This is a genomic window from Hydrogenophaga sp. T66, from assembly GCF_057219855.1.
On sequence record NZ_JBXVVX010000005.1, the window covers coordinates 59,691 to 76,683 of the forward strand.

Genomic DNA, 16,993 nt, shown 5'->3' on the forward strand with positions numbered 1-16,993 from the left:
TCCATAATCCGGGCGCCGCGCACCCAATTTGTCCATGACAAACCAGAGCTTACCCACACCCGAGGGACACAGCATCGCCGATGTCGAGCGTGACACGGGGCTGTCCAAGGACACCTTGCGCGTGTGGGAGCGCCGCTATGGCTTCCCGACGCCCACGCGCGACGCCCAGGGCGAGCGCCGCTACGACGACGACCAGCTGGTGCGCCTGCGTCACATCCGCCGTCTCATCGATGCGGGCCACCGGCCGGGCCAAGTGGTGGCGCTGCCGCTGGAGCGGCTGCTGGAACTGGATACGTCACCGCCGGCCCGCCGGATTCAAACCCCCGACGCCGGTGCGGACACCGTGGCCGAGCGCGAACACTGGCTGCGCCTGCTGCGCGCCCAGGACGCCCCGGCCCTGCGCGCCCGGCTGCAGCTCATGCTGGCCGAGCGCGGCCTGGGGCGCACCATCGTCGAGGGCATCGCGCCCATGAACGTGCAGGTGGGGCAGGCCTGGCTGGACGGCGCGCTGGCGGTGTACGAGGAACACCTCTACACCGAGATCGTGCAGGCCACGCTGCGCCAGTCGCTCGCGCTGGTGGCCGGCGCGCGGCCTGCCATACCGCCCCGCGTGTTGCTGACCACCCTGCCGGGCGAGGTCCACGCGCTGGGCTTGCTGATGGCCGAGTGCTTCCTCGTGCTGGAGCGCTGCCACACCATTCCGCTGGGCACGCAGACGCCGCTGGGCGACGTGGTGAAGGCGACTGAGGCGGGGAGCGCCGACATCGTCGCCCTGAGTTTCACCGCCGGCCAGAACCCACGCGAGGTGAAAACCGCGTTGCAGCAGTTGCGCGAGCGGCTGCCGGCGCACGTGGAAATCTGGGCCGGCGGCCAATGCCCGGCCCTGTACAAACCGCTGCCGCGCGGCGAGCCGCGGGTGTTCTACCCCATGGGCCGCCTGCAGGACGTGGCGGTCGGCGTGGCCCGCTGGCGCGCTGAAGCCGCGCAGCGCGCCTGAGGCCCGGCGGCATGGCGCGCGAGCGGTCTGCCGGTTTCAAGGGCAACAAGGCAGCCCTGCCCAGCAAGCCATGCCTGGCCTGCGGCCGGCCCATGAGCTGGCGCAAGAAATGGGCGCTGAACTGGGACGCCGTGAAGTACTGCAGCGACCGCTGCCGCGCCCAGGGCGCCGCGCGCTGAAGCCGCGCCGCGCGCCGCCCGTCTGATGCCTGCCGTCCTGCCATGACACTCCCGCTGCGACACCTCGTGCTGGTGCTGGGCGACCAGCTCTGGGCGGGCAACCCCGCACTCGACGGCTTCGATCCCGCGCAGGACGCGGTGCTGCTGATCGAGGCGCCCGGCGAAGCCACCCACGTCTGGAGTCACAAGGCGCGCATCGCCGTGTTCCTGGCCGCCATGCGCCACTTCAGCCACGACCTGCGCGCGCGCGGCTGGCCGGTGCAGCACATCGCGCTCGACGACCCCGCCCACGCCGAGCGGCCCGGCTTGCTGCAGCGGCTGGCCGCCGTGCTCGCCGAGCGCCGGCCGCGCGCGCTGCACGTGTGCGAGCCCGGCGAGTGGCGCCTGGCCGACGGCCTGGCGGCCACGGCGCGCGAGGCCGGCGTGCCGATCCAGGTGTGGGAGGACGCGCATTTCCTGTGCAGCCGCGGGCGTTTTGCCCGCTGGGCCAAAGGCCGCAAGGAATGGCGGCTGGAGTTTTTCTACCGCGAGATGCGCCGCGAGCACCGGGTGTTGATGGACGGCAGCGAGCCGGTCGGTGGCCAGTGGAACTTCGACGCCGACAACCGCAAGGCCTACCCCAAGGCCGGCCCTGGCGCCATTCCCGAGCCGGCCCGCTTCGAGCCCGACGCGATCACCCGCGAGGTGCTCGACCTCGTCCAGCGCCGCTTCCCCGACCACCCCGGCGACCTCGACAGCTTCGCGTGGCCGGTCACGCCCGCGCACGCCCGCGAGGCGCTGCAACGCTTCATCGACGAACGCCTGATCGGCTTTGGCGCGTATCAGGACGCGATGTGGAGCGACACACCGTTCGGCTGGCACTCGCTGCTGTCGGTGGCGCTCAACCTGCACCTGATCGACCCGCGCGAGGTGATCGCCGCCGCCGAGGCCGCCTGGCGCGAGCGCGGCGCGCCGCTGGCCGCGGTGGAAGGATTCATCCGGCAGATCCTGGGCTGGCGCGAATTCATCCGCGGCGTCTACTGGCTCGACATGCCCGGCCTGCAAAGCGCCAACCACTACGGTCATCAGCGCCCGCTGCCCGCGTGGTACTGGACCGGCGACACCCGCATGGCCTGCCTGCGCGACGCCATCGGCCAGACGCTGCGCCACGGCTACGCCCACCACATCCAGCGCCTCATGCTCACCGGCCAGTTCGCCCTGCTCGCCGAGGTCGACCCGCGCGCCGTGGCCGACTGGTACCTGGCGGTCTACGTCGACGCGATCGAGTGGGTGGAATTGCCCAACGTGGCCGGCATGGCGCTGTTTGCCAACGGTGGGCGCTTCACCAGCAAACCGTACGTGGCCAGCGGCGCCTACATCGACCGCATGAGCAACCACTGCCGGGGCTGCGCCTACCGCCCCGGCGAGCGCACCGGCGAGCGCGCCTGTCCGTTCACCACGCTCTACTGGAACTTTCTCGACCGCCACGAAGCCGAACTCGCCAGCAGCCCGCGCACCGCGCTGATGGTGAAAAACCTGCAGCGCCTGCCGGCGGAGGAACGCGAATCCGTGCGCCAGCACGCCGCGTATCTCTTGTCGCGGCCATCGGAATTGTGAGCCGCCGGCGGGCCCCCTTGCCTACAATACCGCGCGACGCCGCGCCCGCATCTGGAAGAACGACCATGCTGTACCCCGAACTGTTCAAGCAACTGGAATCCGTCCGCTGGGACATGGACAAGGACATTCCCTGGTCGAGCTTCGACGCCAGCCTGCTCACCGACGAACAGGCCCAGACCATCAAGATGAACGCGATCACCGAGTGGGCCGCACTGCCGGCCACCGAGATGTTCCTGCGCGACAACCGCGACGACTCGGATTTCTCGGCCTTCATGTCGATCTGGTTCTTCGAGGAGCAGAAGCACTCGCTGGTGCTGATGGAGTACCTGCGCCGCTTCCGCCCCGACCTCGTGCCCACCGAGGCGGAGTTGCACGAGATCCGCTTCGAGTTCGACCCGGCGCCCGCGCTGGAGACGCTCATGCTGCATTTCTGCGGCGAAATCCGCCTGAACCACTGGTACCGCCGCGCGGCCGAGTGGCACACCGAGCCGGTGATCAAACACATCTACACCACGCTGTCGCAGGACGAAGCCCGCCACGGTGGCGCCTACCTGCGCTACATGAAACGCGCCATCGGCAAATTCGGCGACGAGGCCCGCGCGGCGTTCGCCAAGGTGGGCGTGCTCATGGCCAGCGCCCGCCGCACCGCCCAGGCCCTGCACCCCACCAACCTGCACGTCAACAAGGCCCTGTTCCCCAACGACACCATCCAGAGCCGCCTGCCCGACCCCGAATGGCTGGAGCACTGGCTGGACAAGCAGATCGCCTTCGACGCGGTGTGGGAGAGCAAGGTGGTCGAGCGCATCCTGCACAACATGAGCCTGCTCATGAACCAGAGCTTCCAGACCGTGCAGGAACTCAACCGCTTTCGCAAGTCGCTGGCCACGCCCGCCGGCGCGGCGCCGCAGGCGGCCTGAGGTTTCGCACGCGCCCGGTCAGGCGCGGACGCCGGACGGTCGCGGCCACGCCGCGGTCAGCAGGCCCAGACCCACGCCCCACAGCACGCCGGCCAGGTGTGCCGCCTGCACGACCGACGTGTCGATGCCGGCGTCCCACACCACCGGCTGCGCCCAGCCCCGCTCCAGCACCACCTTCGTGCCCACGCCCAGCGCCAGCAGGGCGCCCCAGCGGCGCGCCTTCGGCACCGGCAGGCGACCCAGCACCAGGTGGCAGGCCAGCACCATGGCCCCGGCGTGCAGCAGGCCCGAGAGACCCACCGCGTAGCCGATGTGCGGCCACAGGATCAGGCTGAGTTGCGTCAGCGGCCAGGCCAGCAACCAGGCCAGCGTGGCCGGCCACGGCGGGCGCACCACCCAGGCAAACGCCACCAGCGCACCCAGGGCCAGCTGATTGCCGATCAGGTGGGGCGTGTTCACGTGCACCCAGGCGCTCGTCCACAGCGTCCACACGCGCCCGGTCCAGTCGTCGGCGCGCCAGATCAGCGTCTGCACCGCGCTTTCCTGGCCCCACCACAGGATCATGCTGACCACGCCATGCACCCCGCACAGCAGGAGCCACCACGACGAGCGTTTCATGCCGCGCTAAGCACGTGGCGCCACAGCGCCGTCACCGCGTTGGCCGCGTCGGCCGCCTGCTCGGGTGGCACTTGGGTGGGCGCTTCATCGAGCCGCGCGCGGTGCTGGATCTGCCGCAGGTCGCGGTAGGCGTTGGCCGCCGCCTGCCCCACACCCGCCGGCAGCAGGCCCGCCGCCTCGGCGCGCTGCAGCAGGCTGATGTTGCCGGCGTTGTCGCGCAGGGCCGGGTGGTCGGCCGAATGCAGCAGCACAAGGTACTGCACGACGAACTCCACGTCCACCATGCCGCCCGGGCTGTGCTTCACGTCAAACGCCTCGCCGCGCACCGGGTGCGCCGCCCGCACCTTCGCGCGCATGGCGGTGATCTCCTGCGCCAGCGCCGCTGCGTCGCGGGGCGCCGCGATGACCGCGGCCCGCACCGCCTCGAAGCGCCGCGCCAGGGCGTCGTCGCCGAGCACGCAGCGCGCCCGCGTCATCGCCTGGTGTTCCCAGGTCCAGGCGGTGTTGCTGCCGCGCTGGGTCTGGTATTTCTCGTAGGCCTCGAAGCTCGTCACCAGCAGGCCGGAGTTGCCGTTCGGGCGCAGCGCCGTGTCGATCTCGAACAGGTCACCCTCGCCGGTCTTGACGGTGAGCCAGTTGATGAGTTTGCGCACGAAGGCGGCGTAGACCTCGGGCGCGCTGTCGTGCGGGTCGTCGTACACGAACACGATGTCCAGGTCGGAGCCATAGCCCAGCTCTTTGCCGCCGAGCTTGCCGTAGCCGATCACGGCGAAGGCCGGCTCGTCCCGGTGGCGGTTCTTCAGCCGCTGCCAGCACCAGCGCGCGGTCAGCGCCAGCACGGTGTCGGCCAGCGCGGAGAGGTCGTCGGCCACCTGCTCGACGCTGAGCACGCCTTCCACGTCGCGCGCCAACGTGCGGAACACCTCGGCGTGGTGCGCGCGGCGCAGCAGGTTGAGCAGCGCTTCCTCGTCGTCCTCGCCGGTGCGGTGCAGCGAGGCGCGGCGGTCTTCGAGGTCGGCGGTGAACTGCCGCGCGTCGAATCGCTCGGCCAGCAGTTGCTGGCTGGCCAGCTCGTCGATCACGCCGGGGTGCTGGATCAGGTAGCGCGCCGGCCACTTCGCCGCGCCCAGCAGGCGCAGCAGGCGCTCGTGGACCGAGGGCCGCTCCTGCAGCAAGGCGAGGTAGCTTTCGCGCCGCAGCAGCGGCTCGATCCAGTCGGCCATGCGCAGCGCGGCCAGCTCGCTCACCCGGCCGTCGTCGATCCAGGCGCCGGTGCGCTGCACCAGCCGCACCAGCCGCGCCCGCGTGTCCTCGCGCAGCGCCTGCACGCGCGGGTGCTCCGCCCACGCCGCCACCTTGGTCGCCAGCGCCGGCGGCAACGAGGGCAGCACGCCGGCCAGGTCGGTCGGCGGCGCTCCGTCGGCGCGGTTGCCCGGGCAGCCCTTGCCCTGGCACTGGCCCTTGCCGGGCCCGCCGAGCAGGATGTCGAATTCTTCGGCGACCACCTCGCGGTGCGCGTCCAGCGCGTGCAGAAAGGCGCAGGTGGTGGCGTAGCCGAGCGTGGCGGCGATCCAGGCCAGGTCGTCGTCCCGCTCGGGCATCACGTGCGTCTGCTGATCGTCGAGGTACTGGATGCGGTGCTCCACCCGGCGCAGGAACGCGTAGGCCTCGGCCAGCGCCTGCGCCTTGGGCTCGGGCATCAGACCGGCGCGCGCCACGCGCTGCAGCGCGTCCAGCGTGGGCCGGGTCCGCAGCTCGGGGAACTGGCCGCCGCGCACCACCTGCAGCAGCTGCACCGTGAACTCAATTTCGCGGATGCCGCCGCGCGACAGCTTCACGTCGTTGGCCCGGCCGGGATGGCCGGCGGCGCGTTTGGCCGCGTGGTCGCGGATCTGCCGGTGCAGCCCGCGCAGGGACTCGAACACGCCGTAGTCGAGGTAGCGGCGGAACACGAAAGGCAGCACGGTGGCGCGCAGCGCCAGCACGCCGCGGCCGCGCCGCTCGGCCGCCGGCGCGATCACCCGGCTCTTGAGCCACGCGAAACGTTCCCACTCGCGGCCCTGCACCAGGAAATACTCTTCCAGCGCGCCCAGCGACACCACGCTGGGCCCGGAGTTGCCGTTGGGCCGCAGCGCGAGGTCGACGCGGAACACGCAACCGTGGTCGGTGGTTTCGCCGACGGTGGCGTGGATGTGCTTGACCGCCTTGGCGAAGTACTCGTGGTTGCTGATGCGCGCGCGGCCCTCGGCGTTGCCGGCGGTCTCGCCGTCCTGGTCGTAGACGTAGATGAGGTCGATGTCGCTGGACACGTTGAGCTCGCGCGCCCCGAGCTTGCCCATGCCGATCACCCACAGGGCGGCGCGTTCGCCGCTGGTCTCACCGATCGGCGCGCCGTGCAGTTCGTCGAGTTCGCGGAACGCCAGCGCGCAGGCCTCGTCCAACGCGAGTTCGGCCAGTTCGGTGACCGCGCGCGTCACGCCGCCCAGCGGCGCGTCGGCCTCGCAGTCCAGCACGGCCAGCCGCTCCAGCACCAGGTGACGCAGCACCCGCAGCGCCGCCGGCGTGGCCAGCCCGCGCGCGCGCAGCGCGGCCAGCGCCGGGGTCATGGTGTCCAGGGTGGGCAGGCCCGGGGGCAGCAGCGCCAGTTCGTCGGCATAGCGCCGGCGCACCCGCTGCACGAAGCGGCTGTGGGTGGCCTGCCGGTGGCTGGCGTCCAGTCGGGCCCAACCGGGCCCACCGGGCGAAGAACAAGCGTCGGCCGGCGCCGATGCGGGGGGCTCACGGGCCGTCATAATTTGTGGTGAACATGGATCACATCAGTCAGGCGCCCGGCGCGGAAGCGGATTCGCTGGTCCCCGCGCCACGCCGGCTGCGGGCCTGGGCCCGCGTCACCCGCTGGCTGCTGGGGTTGGTGGCGACGGCCTGGGCCGTGTTCTTCCTCACCTGGCTGGTCCTGCACGCGGCCATTGTGCCGCGAATCGACCAGTGGCGCCCCGACCTGGAACGCTGGGCCTCACGCGCGATGGGGTTGCCCGTCACCGTGGGCGACATCCGCGCGGTGGCGACCGCGCCCGGCCCCCTTGGCCTGCCGCCCCTGATGCCCGCTTTTGAGCTGCGCGACCTGCGCGTGGCCGACGCCGCCGGCCGGCCGGCGCTGGCGCTGCCGCGCGTGCTGGTGGCGGTGTCGCCGCGCTCGCTGTGGCGCGGCGGTGTGGAGCAGCTGGTGATCGACGCGCCGGCGCTGGATGTGCGGCGCACGGCCGACGGCCGCATCGAGGTCGCCGGCATCGACCTCGGCCGCCCGGCCGGTGGCGGGCAGGCGGCGGCCGACTGGTTCTTTGACCAGCCCGAGGTCGCGGTGCGCGGCGGCACCGTGCGCTGGACCGACGAACGCCGCGCGCAGCCGCCGCTGGCGCTGGAACAGCTCGACTTCGTGGCCCGCAACACGGCGCGCCGCCACACCCTGCGCCTGGACGCCACGCCCCCCGCCGACTGGGGTGACCGTTTCAGCCTGCGCGCGCGCCTGCGCGAGCCCTTGCTTGATTTCGCGCCACGCGCCCCCGGTGAGGCGGTCTGGCAGCGCTGGGACGGCGAGCTCTACGCCGAGCTGCCGCGCGCCGATGTGGCGCGGCTGCGTCACCACGCCGATCTCAGCGAGTGGGGCGTGGCCGTGCGGGCCGGCCAGGGCCGGCTGCAGGCCTGGGCCGACGTGGTGCGCGGTCGCGTGGCCGGCGGCGCGGCGGTGGTGGCGCTGCGCGACGTCGATGTGCAACTCGGCCGCGACCTGCCGCCGCTGGCGCTGACCCGGCTGGAGGGGCAACTCGCCGGCCAGTGGTCGGCGGAGGGCTTTTCGGTGGGCACCGACGCGCTGAGCTTCACCACCCGCGAGGGCGTGGTCTGGCCCGGCGGGCGCGTGCGGGTGAGCCACAGCACGGCGCCGCGACTGGCGGGCACCGAAGTCACGGCCGACGGCGTGGAGCTGGCCGCGCTGACCGCGCTGGCCGAGCGGCTGCCGCTGCCCACGCCGGTGCACGACTGGCTCGCCCGGCTGCGCCCGGCCGGGCGGGTGGACGGATTGAGCGCCCGCTGGCAGGGCCCGGACGCGCAGGGCCTGCAGGCCAAAGGCCGGGTGGTCGGTTTGTTCCTCACCGGCGAGCCGAGCGGGCGGATGTCGATTTCCGGGCGCTACCCGCTGCCGGGTCGGCCGGGCGTGGAGGGCGCGCTGGTGGAGTTCGACGCGCAGCGCCACGCCGGGCGCGCGCGGGTGCTGATCGAGCGCGGCGCGGTGAGTCTGCCGGGGGTTTTTGAGGACGAGCGCGTGCCGCTGGAGCGGCTGGAGGCGCGCGGCAGCTGGCGGCTGGACGGCGACCGCATCGACGTCACGCTGGACGAGGCCGCGCTGGCCAATGCCGACGTACAGGCCACGGCGCGCGGCCGCTGGCACACGGCCGATCCGGCCACCAGCCCGGCGCGCAGCCGCTTTCCGGGCGTGCTCGACCTCACGGCCAACCTGTCGCGCGCCGACCTGCGTGCGCTGCACCGCTACCTGCCGCTGACGGTGCCGGCCGAGGTGCGCGCCTACCTGGGCGAGGCGGTGCGCGCGGGCCAGGGGCGCGACGTGTCTTGGCGCATCGCCGGCGATTTGTGGAACGTGCCCTTCGATGCGCCCGGCGCGGCCGGGACCTTCCAGCTGGCGGGCGCGTTGGACGGTCTGGACATGGATTACCTGCCGGCCTCCCTGCAGCCCGCCGGGCAGGCGCCGTGGCCGGGCCTGCGGGGGGCGCGCGGCCAGCTGTCGATCGACCGGGCGAAGCTCGACATCGCGCAGATCGAGGCGGGCGTGGCGGGGGCGCCGGGCGTGCGACTGAGCGCGGGCACGCTGGGCGTGGACTCGCTGCACAGCTTCACGCCCACCCTGAGCGCCCGCTGGGACGCGCGCGGCCCGGCGCGCGAGGTGCTGGGCTTCGTGCAGGCGTCGCCGCTGAACGCGCTCACGCAGCAGGCGCTGGCGCGGGCGCGCATCACCGGCGCGGTGCAGGGCGAGGTGTCGCTGAGCGTGCCGCTGGCCGACCTGGCGCGCACGCGGGTGACCGGCACCGTGCAACTGCCGGGCAACGACCTGCAGATGACGCCCGACACGCCCACCCTGGCCCGCGCGCGCGGGCAGATCGTGTTCAGCGAGACCGGCTTCGCCGTGCGCAACGCGCAGGCCCGTGTGCTCGGCGGCGACTTGAGTTTCGAGGGCGGCCTGCGGCCGGACGCGCAGGGTCAGGCGCGCCTGCTGTTCCGCGGCCAGGGCAGCGTGACGGCCGAGGGCCTGCGCGATCCGCTGCTGGGGCCGCTGGCCCGGCTGGCGGGCGGCGCCAGTGGCGCCACGACCTACGCGGCGCAGCTCGGCTGGCGCGGCGGGGCCCCGGAGTGGCAGGTGGCCAGCAGCCTGCAGGGCCTGGCCCTGGCGTTGCCGGCGCCGCTGGGCAAGCGGGCCGAGACCACGCTGCCCTTGCGCGCCGAGCAGGCGGTGCAGGTGCTCGTGGGGTCGCAGGCGCAGACCGATCGCCTGCAGGTCACGCTCGGCCAGGCGGCCGCCCCGCTCCTGGACGCGCGCTGGGAACGCGAGCTGGGCGAGCGCGGGGCGCGGGTGCTGCGCGGCGTGGTGGCGCTGGGCGTGGAGCCTGCCGAGGCCCCGGCGTGGCCGGGCGACGGCGTGGTGGCGGCGGCGCGGCTGGCCGAGCTGGACGTGGACGCGTGGGAGCGCGCGCTGGCCGGTGTGGGGGTGGGGGCTGGCGGCGTGCTGGGCGGGGCGACGGTGGCCGGCGGCGATTACCTGCCCACGCGGCTGTCGCTGGATCTGCAGCAGCTGCGTGTGGCCGGCCGCCGCTTCGAGCGGGTCCTGGCGGGCCTGTCTCGCGAGGCCGGCGTGTGGCGCGCCAACGTGGAGGCGCCCGAACTCAGCGGCTACCTGGAGCTGCGCCCCGGCCAAAGCGGCGCGGCCGGCAGCGTGTACGCGCGGCTGGCCCGGCTGAATCTGGCCACGGAGGCCGGGCGCGAGGTGGAGCAGCTGCTGCAGCAACCCACCAGCGTGCCGGCGCTGGACATCGCGGTGGACGACTTCCGGTTTGGCGGCCGCTCGCTGGGTCAGGTGCAGGCCGAGGCGATCAACCGCGGCGCGCCCGGACGCGCCAGCGAATGGCGCCTGACCCGGCTGAGCGCCACGCTGCCCGAGGCCCGGCTGACCGCCACCGGCAACTGGGCGCTCGCCGGCGGAGGCGCGGGGACGGTGCGCCGCACCGCGCTGGCCTTCACGCTCGACATCGACGACGCCGGCGCGTTGCTGGCGCGCTTCGGCCGCGAGGGCGTGGTGCGCGGTGGACGCGGCCGGCTCGACGGCAACATCGGCTGGCTCGGCTCGCCCTTCGCCATCGACCTGCCCACCCTGTCGGGCCTGGTCAACGCCGACATCGAGCGCGGCCAGTTTCTGAAGGTCGAGCCCGGCGCGGGCCGGCTGCTCGGCGTGCTGAGCCTGCAGGCGCTGCCGCGGCGCCTGGTGCTGGATTTCCGCGATGTGTTTTCCCAGGGTTTCGCCTTCGATGTCGTGCGCGGGCAGGCGCGCGTGGAGGCCGGCGTGGCGCGCACCAACAACCTGCAGATGAAGGGCGTCAACGCGGCCGTGCTGATGGAAGGTTCGGCCGATCTGGTGCGCGAGCAGCAGGACCTCAAGGTCGTCGTGGTGCCGGAACTGAACGCCGGTACCGCCTCCTTGCTCGCCACCGCCATCAACCCCGCCATCGGCCTGGGCAGCCTGCTGGCCCAGCTCGTCTTGCGCCAGCCGCTGCAGTCCGCCACGACGCAGGAGTTCCGCATCACCGGCAGCTGGGCCGATCCGCAGGTGGAGAAAGTCGCGCGCGCCCCCGCGGCCGCCGCGCCCGCGCCGGCCCCGCCGAACGCACCGCCCGCGCCAGCCCTGCAGTAAGCTCGACCGACCGCCACCCACCGCCCTGTCGGCACCCACCGCCATGAAAGTCGCCGCCCTCCAGATGGTTTCCGGCATCAGCCTGGACGCCAACCTCAGCGAAGCCCTGCGCCTGTTGCGCCTGGCCGCCGCCGCCGGCGTGGAACTGGCCGTGCTGCCCGAGTACTTCTGCTTCATGGGCACGTGCGACGAGGACAAGCTGGTGCTGGCCGAGCGGCCGGGCCTGGGCACCGTGCAGGACTTCCTCAGCGACGCCGCGCGCGATCTCAAGCTCTGGGTCGTGGGCGGCACGCTGCCCATGGCCACCGACGACCCCAGTCACGCGGCCAATGCCTCGCTGGTGTTCGACCCGCGGGGCGAGTGCCGCAGCCGCTACGACAAGATCCACCTCTTCCGTTTTGACAACGGCCGCGAGCGCTACGACGAGGCCGCCGTGCTCCAGGCCGGCGACACCCCGACGCGCTTCGTCGCCACGGCGCGCGACGGGCAGGCGTGGACGATCGGTCAAAGCGTGTGCTACGACCTGCGCTTCGCCGAGCTGTACCGCGCGCTCGCCGCCGACGTGCTGCTCGTCCCGTCGGCCTTCACCCACACGACCGGCCAGGCGCACTGGGAAGTGCTCCTGCGCGCGCGGGCCATCGAGAACCAGGCCTACGTGATCGCCAGCGCGCAAGGCGGCGTCCATGAAAACGGCCGCCGCACCTGGGGCCACAGCATGGTGATCGACCCGTGGGGCCAGGTCATGGCCCTGCACGCCGAAGGCCCCGGCATGGCGGTGGCCGACCTGGATATGGCGCGCCTGCGCGCGGTGCGCGAGCAGCTGCCCTCGCTGCAGCACCGCGTGCTCCCGTGAGCGGCGCGCGCCGCGCTGGCTGGTGAGCGCGCCCGTGCGTCGGACCGGAGCCCCCGTGAAGTCCCCCCGCTGGCTGTTGTGGGGCGCGTTGCTGCTGCTGGTGGGCGCCTTGCTCACCGTGCTGGTGTTCCTGGCGGCGGAGTACGAAGACGCCCGCGACCAGGCCGATCTCGATCAGGACGCCCAGCTGCTGGCCGCCGACCTGCGCGGTGACCTGCTGCGCAACGCCCAGACCCTGCAGTCGCTGCACAGCGTCGCGCCCACGCCCGATTCCTGGCCCACGCCAGCGGCGGAGCTGCTCGCCCAGCACCGCGAAATCGTGCGGCTGGAATGGCGCGACGCGCGCGGCGCGCTGATCGCCGAGCGCGATTCGCCCTACCGGGAGCCGGTGTTCTCCCACCTGCCGCGCTCGCAGGCCGAAAGCGAGGTCGATCTGGCCTGCGACAACGCCCGCCGTGTCGCGGCGCCGGCCTACGCGCGCAGCTATTTCTGGCCGGTGCGCGGCGGCCTCGGGCTTGAACTCATGGAACTGTGCATGCCGCTGGTCGTGGCCGGACGCACCAGCGGCGCGCTCGTGGCCACCTACTCGCTGGCCGGCGTGCTGGCCGAGCTGCCCAACGCCGACCTGCTGCGCGGCCGCACGCTGGCCTTCAACGACGTGGACGGCACCCGGCTGGTGGCGCTCAACGCGCCGCCCGGCGGTCTGGGCAACCGCCGCGCCAGCGCCCTGCTCGACCTGCCCGGCCACACCTTCCTCCTGCAGCTGGAGAGCCCCCGGCGCACGCTCGGCCTGTTCCCCAACGTGCTGACCGCGGTGGTGGGCGCGCTGTCGCTGGCGCTGCTGGCCGTGCTGGCGCTGCTGGCGCGCGACACGCGGCGCCGCCAGCGCGCCGAGCAGGACGTCGCCGAAGCACTCGCTTTCCGCAAGGCCATGGAGGACTCGCTCGTCACCGGCCTGCGCGCCCGCGACATGAGCGGGCGCATCACGTACGTGAACCCCGCGTTCTGCCAGATGGTGGGGCTGCCGGCGGACCGGCTGATCGGCACCGGTCTGCCTGCCCCGTGGTGGCCGCCGGAGCTGGTGGACGAATACCAGCAGCGGCAGGCCGTGCGTCTGGCCGGGCAGACCCTGCCGCGCGAAGGCTACGAATCGGTGTTCCAGCGCAGCGACGGCACGCGGTTCCCGGTGCTGATCATCGAGGCGCCGCTGATCGATGCCAGCGGCCAGCAGACCGGCTTCATGAGCGCCATCATCGACCTCACCGAGCAGCGCCGCGTCGAAGAGCTCAACCGCACCTCCCAGGAGCGGCTGCAGGCCACCGCGCGGCTGGCCACGGTGGGCGAGATGGCTTCGATGATCAGCCACGAGCTCAACCAGCCTCTGGCCGCCATCGCCAGCTACGCCAGCGGCACGCTCAACGTCATCGATGCGCCGGCCGCCGCGCCGCTGCCACCGAGCGAGCTGCGCCACGCCATCGCCCGCATCAGCGAGCAGGCCGAGCGGGCGGGCCGCGTGATCCGCAGCGTGAGCGACTTCGTGCGCCGGCGCGATCAGGTGCGCGAGGCCGTGCCGCCGGCGGCGCTGATCGACGCGGTGATGCCGCTGCTCCACCTGCAGGCCAAGAAACAGGGCATCCGGCTGGTCGTGCGCGTGGCGCCGGGCTGTGCGCCGGTGCAGTGCGACCGCACGATGATCGAGCAGGTGCTGCTCAACCTGGCCCGCAACGGCATGCAGGCCATGCCGCTCGGCGACCCGTCCACCGCCAGTGGCCTGCGCGAGCTGCGCATCGACGTCGCGCCCGCCCGTGCGCTGGCCGGTCTGTCGGCCGACGGCCCGCCGCCCAAAGCCTGGGTCGGCTTCGCCGTGACCGACCACGGCCAGGGCCTCAGCCCCGAGGTCCAGGAGCGCCTGTTCACGCCCTTTTTCACCACCAAAGCCGAGGGCATGGGCATTGGCCTCAGCCTGTGCCGCACCGTGATCGAGCAGCACGGCGGCGCCCTCGTGTTCGAGCTCGCCCCGCCGCGCGGCACCACCTTCCGCTTCCACCTGCCAGCCGCCGTGGCCCCGGCGGGCTGACCTATCATCCGCCCATGACGCCCCACCCCGACGCGAAGGTCTGCCTGGTCGACGACGACGCGGGCGTGCGCGAAGCGCTGGGCTGGCTGTTGCGCACCCGGCGGCTGGTGAGCGACGGCTACGACAGCGCCGAGGCCTTTCTGGCCGATGAGCCCGCGTGGAACCAGGAGCCGCGCGGTCCGTGTTGCGTGCTGCTGGACGTTCGCATGCCCGGCATGAGCGGGCTGGCGCTGTTTGACCGACTGCAAACCCTGCCCTGGAAAGACGCGCTGCCGGTGATCTTCCTCTCCGGCCACGCCGATGTGCCCACCGCGGTGGACGCGGTCAAGCGCGGGGCGTTCGACTTCTGCGAAAAACCGTTTTCCGACAACGCGCTGGTGGACCGCGTGGAGCAGGCGCTCGCGCAGTCGGCCGCGGTGCTGGCGCGCCGGCGGGCCCAACGCGAACTGCAGGCGCGTTTGCAGAGTCTCACCGAGCGCGAGCGCGATGTGATGGACCTCGTGGTCGCCGGCCTGCCCAACAAGCTGGTGGCCGACCGGCTGCAGATCAGCGTGCGCACGGTGGAAGTCCACCGCTCGCGCGTGTTTGACAAGATGGGCGTGAAGTCGGCTGTCGAGCTGGCCAACCTGCTGCGCTCGCCGTGAGCGCTCACTCGCGTGGCGGGGCCTGCGTCTTCTCGCGCTCCACCGCCTCAGGCAGCTCGCCTTTCTTGCGGCCCGAGAACATGGTCCACCAGACGATGAACACCAGCAGACACAACGCGCCGAACGCTTCGAGCAACAACAAGGTCATGGCACAGCAGGAATGGGAGAAGGGCGGAGCCGGGGTGGACTCGTTCGGCGGCCGCGGGTTCCGCGGGGCCGGCGCGGGGCGCGGGCTGCGCCAGGCGCTGGCGGCCGGGATTGTAGGAGGCCGCGCGGCCGAAGGCGCATCGGCGGCACCCCACGGTCCGGGGTGGTCGCGCGTGCCGGGTCGGGCCTTGCGCAGCCTCCTGGGCGCGATCGCCCTGGGGCTGGTCGCCGGCTGCGCGCTCGGCCCCCGCGTGGTGCCCGATGCCGCGCCGGGCGCTGTGCCCGCCGCTGTGCCGGCCGTGCGCGGCGCGCCCGACGACCGTCCGCCGGTCGCTGGAGCGGCCATCCAGCGGGGCAAAAGCCGCTGGGAGCCGGTGCGCTTTGCCGACCTGCCCGGCTGGGGCACCGACCCGTTGCACGAGGCCTGGAACGCCTGGGTCCGCGGCTGCGAGCGGCCCGCGCCCGGCCACGCCGCGGCCTGCGCCGAGCTGCGCCAGCTCGCCATCGCCACCCCGGCCGAGCAGCTCGCCTGGATCGAACGCCGCTTCCAGCCCTACCGCGTGACCGAGGTGGACGGCAGCCCAGCCACCGGCCTGCTCACCGGCTATTACGAGCCCATCCTGCCCGCCAGCCGCGCGCCCACCGCCACGCACCGCGTGCCGCTGCACGCGCCGCCGGCCGCGCTGCCGCCGGGCCAGCCGTGGTTCAGCCGCCAGCAGATCGACACCCTGCCCGCCGCACAGGCCGCCCTCGCCGGCCGCGCGCTGGCCTGGCTGGCCGACCCGATCGACGCCCTGATCCTGCAAATCCAGGGCAGCGGCCGCCTGGCCATCACCGAGCCCGACGGCCGCGTGCGCACCGTGCGCCTGGCCTTCGCCGCCCACAACGGTCACCCCTACCAGAGCGTGGGCCGCTGGCTGCTCGACCAGGGCGCCATCCGCGAGGCCTCGTGGGCGGCCATCAAGACCTGGGCGGCGCAAAACCCGCAGCGCCTCAACGAGATGCTGTGGAGCAACCCGCGCACCGTGTTCTTCCGCGAGGAGCCCCTGTCGGACTTCGACGCCCAGTTCGGCCCGCGCGGGGCGCAGGGCGTCCCGCTCACGCCCGGCCGCTCCATCGCGGTCGATCCCCAGAGCATTCCCTACGGCACCCCGGTCTGGCTCGCCAGCGCCGGCCCCACGCTGACCACCCAGCGCCTCGTGCTGGCACAGGACACCGGCGGCGCCATCCTCGGCGCGGTGCGGGCGGACCTGTTCACCGGCTGGGGCGGCTTCACCGACGAGGCCTACACCCTCGCCGCCGCGCTCAAGCAGCCGCTGCAGTTGTGGGTGCTGGTACCGCGCTGAGGGGCGGCCGACCGCCGGTGCGGCCGTTCAAACGACCGTTGCCGGCCAGCGGGTGCGCTTTCAGAGCGCGGTGAGGTCGGTCGCCACCGGCCAGGCCACAGCGGCCGCGGTGGTCGGGCCGTTGAACCGGTGCTGCAGCGTGACGGTGTGACGGCCCGGCCGCGGGGCGCACAGGCGCCAGCCGTCGCCGGCGGGCTGCAGCGTCACCCCGGGCGAATCCACCGCCTGCAGCGCCCAGCCGTCCACCGGCGCCTGCAACCGCAACGTCGCGCAAAACCCCTGCTTCAGGTTCGAAAACACCACCAAACGCTGATCCGCCTGCCATTGTCCCGCCGCATCGGGCGCGATCGCCGGCGGGTGGCTGTTTTCCACCACCCGCAGCACCGGCGGGATGATGATGCGGAACTGCAGGCTCGCGCTCGCCGAGCCGCCCGGCTTGGCCACGGCCGATTCCGCCCGCGACAGCGACGGCCACGCCACCAGCGCGGCCCCCAGCAGCCAGACGCTGCCCAGCATCAGGCGGCGGCGGAACATGGAGCGGAGGGCGGCTTTCATGCCCTCCGTATCGGTCGCCGCGGCCAGGACTTGAGCCCGCGACCCGCGCAGCGGCGGAGCGTGGGGGCTTCCGGTTCGGCCGCCGGGCCGCCCC

13 protein-coding genes are annotated in these 16,993 nt (G+C 73.2%); 9 read left to right on the forward strand and 4 right to left on the reverse strand.

The genetic code is table 11. From position 1 onward, the window contains the following. The first annotated feature begins 34 nt into the window (after window positions 1-34). The 4 genes from AC2D80_RS14680 to AC2D80_RS14695 all read left to right on the forward strand — a co-directional run bounded on the left by AC2D80_RS14680 (window position 35) and on the right by AC2D80_RS14695 (window position 3,689). Window positions 35-997 (forward strand): MerR family transcriptional regulator, encoded by a 963-nt coding sequence (locus AC2D80_RS14680; protein WP_484633779.1) that lies wholly within the window; start codon window positions 35-37, stop codon window positions 995-997. Between the two features lie 11 nt (window positions 998-1,008). Further along, window positions 1,009-1,176 carry a DUF2256 domain-containing protein gene (locus tag AC2D80_RS14685; protein WP_484633780.1) on the forward strand — a complete coding sequence of 56 codons (168 nt, stop codon included), beginning with the start codon at window positions 1,009-1,011 and terminating at the stop codon, window positions 1,174-1,176. 42 nt (window positions 1,177-1,218) lie between these two features. Next, on the forward strand, window positions 1,219-2,772 hold the full coding sequence (locus AC2D80_RS14690; protein WP_484633781.1) for a cryptochrome/photolyase family protein: 1,554 nt from the start codon (window positions 1,219-1,221) through the stop codon (window positions 2,770-2,772). A 65-nt stretch (window positions 2,773-2,837) separates the two neighbouring features. Next, window positions 2,838-3,689 (forward strand): ferritin family protein, encoded by an 852-nt coding sequence (locus tag AC2D80_RS14695; RefSeq protein WP_484633782.1) that lies wholly within the window; start codon window positions 2,838-2,840, stop codon window positions 3,687-3,689. 18 nt (window positions 3,690-3,707) lie between these two features. On the opposite strand, the gene AC2D80_RS14700 is transcribed toward AC2D80_RS14695, so the two are convergent. Both AC2D80_RS14700 and glnE read right to left on the reverse strand, forming a co-directional pair. Beyond that, window positions 3,708-4,307: a rhomboid family protein gene (locus AC2D80_RS14700; RefSeq protein WP_484633783.1), complete on the reverse strand. Its 600-nt coding sequence runs from the start codon at window positions 4,305-4,307 to the stop codon at window positions 3,708-3,710. Beyond that, window positions 4,304-7,099, reverse strand: a complete 2,796-nt coding sequence (glnE, locus tag AC2D80_RS14705; RefSeq protein ID WP_484633784.1) for a bifunctional [glutamate--ammonia ligase]-adenylyl-L-tyrosine phosphorylase/[glutamate--ammonia-ligase] adenylyltransferase — start codon at window positions 7,097-7,099, stop codon at window positions 4,304-4,306. Before glnE ends, AC2D80_RS14700 begins: the two co-directional genes overlap by 4 nt. A gap of 14 nt (window positions 7,100-7,113) precedes the next feature. Between glnE and AC2D80_RS14710 the strand changes: the two genes are divergently transcribed. The 4 genes from AC2D80_RS14710 to AC2D80_RS14725 are packed head-to-tail and all read left to right on the forward strand — an operon-like array spanning window position 7,114 to window position 14,851. Next, the gene (locus tag AC2D80_RS14710) at window positions 7,114-11,277 is read left to right on the forward strand and encodes a YhdP family protein (RefSeq protein WP_484633785.1); all 4,164 of its coding nucleotides are present in this window, start codon (window positions 7,114-7,116) and stop codon (window positions 11,275-11,277) included. Window positions 11,278-11,320: 43 nt separating this feature from the next. Beyond that, the gene (locus AC2D80_RS14715) at window positions 11,321-12,130 is read left to right on the forward strand and encodes a carbon-nitrogen hydrolase family protein (RefSeq protein WP_484633786.1); all 810 of its coding nucleotides are present in this window, start codon (window positions 11,321-11,323) and stop codon (window positions 12,128-12,130) included. Window positions 12,131-12,185: 55 nt separating this feature from the next. After that, on the forward strand, window positions 12,186-14,207 hold the full coding sequence (locus AC2D80_RS14720) for a two-component system sensor histidine kinase NtrB (RefSeq protein ID WP_484633787.1): 2,022 nt from the start codon (window positions 12,186-12,188) through the stop codon (window positions 14,205-14,207). 14 nt (window positions 14,208-14,221) lie between these two features. Beyond that, window positions 14,222-14,851 (forward strand): response regulator transcription factor, encoded by a 630-nt coding sequence (locus AC2D80_RS14725; protein ID WP_484633788.1) that lies wholly within the window; start codon window positions 14,222-14,224, stop codon window positions 14,849-14,851. A 4-nt stretch (window positions 14,852-14,855) separates the two neighbouring features. Here the strand turns inward: AC2D80_RS14725 and AC2D80_RS14730 are convergent, their stop codons facing one another. After that, on the reverse strand, window positions 14,856-14,999 hold the full coding sequence (locus AC2D80_RS14730; protein ID WP_484633789.1) for a hypothetical protein: 144 nt from the start codon (window positions 14,997-14,999) through the stop codon (window positions 14,856-14,858). On the opposite strand from AC2D80_RS14730, the gene mltA reads away from it, so the two are divergent. Next, a complete protein-coding gene (gene mltA, locus AC2D80_RS14735) occupies window positions 14,998-16,344 on the forward strand; it encodes a murein transglycosylase A (protein WP_484633790.1) in 1,347 nt (448 codons plus the stop codon). The genes AC2D80_RS14730 and mltA overlap by 2 nt on opposite strands. Before the next feature lie 60 nt (window positions 16,345-16,404). Here mltA and AC2D80_RS14740 read toward each other — a convergent pair whose 3' ends face one another. Then, complete coding sequence (locus AC2D80_RS14740) at window positions 16,405-16,899, reverse strand: hypothetical protein (protein WP_484633791.1); 495 nt, start codon at window positions 16,897-16,899, stop codon at window positions 16,405-16,407. Window positions 16,900-16,993: the final 94 nt, after the last annotated feature.

What these genes read in the sequence shown, in the direction of transcription:
- AC2D80_RS14680 (WP_484633779.1), top strand. Translation starts at nt 35, where the DNA reads ATGACAAACCAGAGCTTACCCACACCCGAGGGACACAGCATCGCCGAT.
- AC2D80_RS14685 (WP_484633780.1), top strand. Translation starts at nt 1,009, where the DNA reads ATGGCGCGCGAGCGGTCTGCCGGTTTCAAGGGCAACAAGGCAGCCCTG.
- AC2D80_RS14690 (WP_484633781.1), top strand. Translation starts at nt 1,219, where the DNA reads ATGACACTCCCGCTGCGACACCTCGTGCTGGTGCTGGGCGACCAGCTC.
- AC2D80_RS14695 (WP_484633782.1), top strand. Translation starts at nt 2,838, where the DNA reads ATGCTGTACCCCGAACTGTTCAAGCAACTGGAATCCGTCCGCTGGGAC.
- AC2D80_RS14700 (WP_484633783.1), bottom strand. Translation starts at nt 4,307, where the DNA reads ATGAAACGCTCGTCGTGGTGGCTCCTGCTGTGCGGGGTGCATGGCGTG.
- glnE (WP_484633784.1), bottom strand. Translation starts at nt 7,099, where the DNA reads ATGACGGCCCGTGAGCCCCCCGCATCGGCGCCGGCCGACGCTTGTTCT.
- AC2D80_RS14710 (WP_484633785.1), top strand. Translation starts at nt 7,114, where the DNA reads ATGGATCACATCAGTCAGGCGCCCGGCGCGGAAGCGGATTCGCTGGTC.
- AC2D80_RS14715 (WP_484633786.1), top strand. Translation starts at nt 11,321, where the DNA reads ATGAAAGTCGCCGCCCTCCAGATGGTTTCCGGCATCAGCCTGGACGCC.
- AC2D80_RS14725 (WP_484633788.1), top strand. Translation starts at nt 14,222, where the DNA reads ATGACGCCCCACCCCGACGCGAAGGTCTGCCTGGTCGACGACGACGCG.
- mltA (WP_484633790.1), top strand. Translation starts at nt 14,998, where the DNA reads ATGGCACAGCAGGAATGGGAGAAGGGCGGAGCCGGGGTGGACTCGTTC.
- AC2D80_RS14730 (WP_484633789.1), bottom strand. Translation starts at nt 14,999, where the DNA reads ATGACCTTGTTGTTGCTCGAAGCGTTCGGCGCGTTGTGTCTGCTGGTG.
- AC2D80_RS14740 (WP_484633791.1), bottom strand. Translation starts at nt 16,899, where the DNA reads ATGAAAGCCGCCCTCCGCTCCATGTTCCGCCGCCGCCTGATGCTGGGC.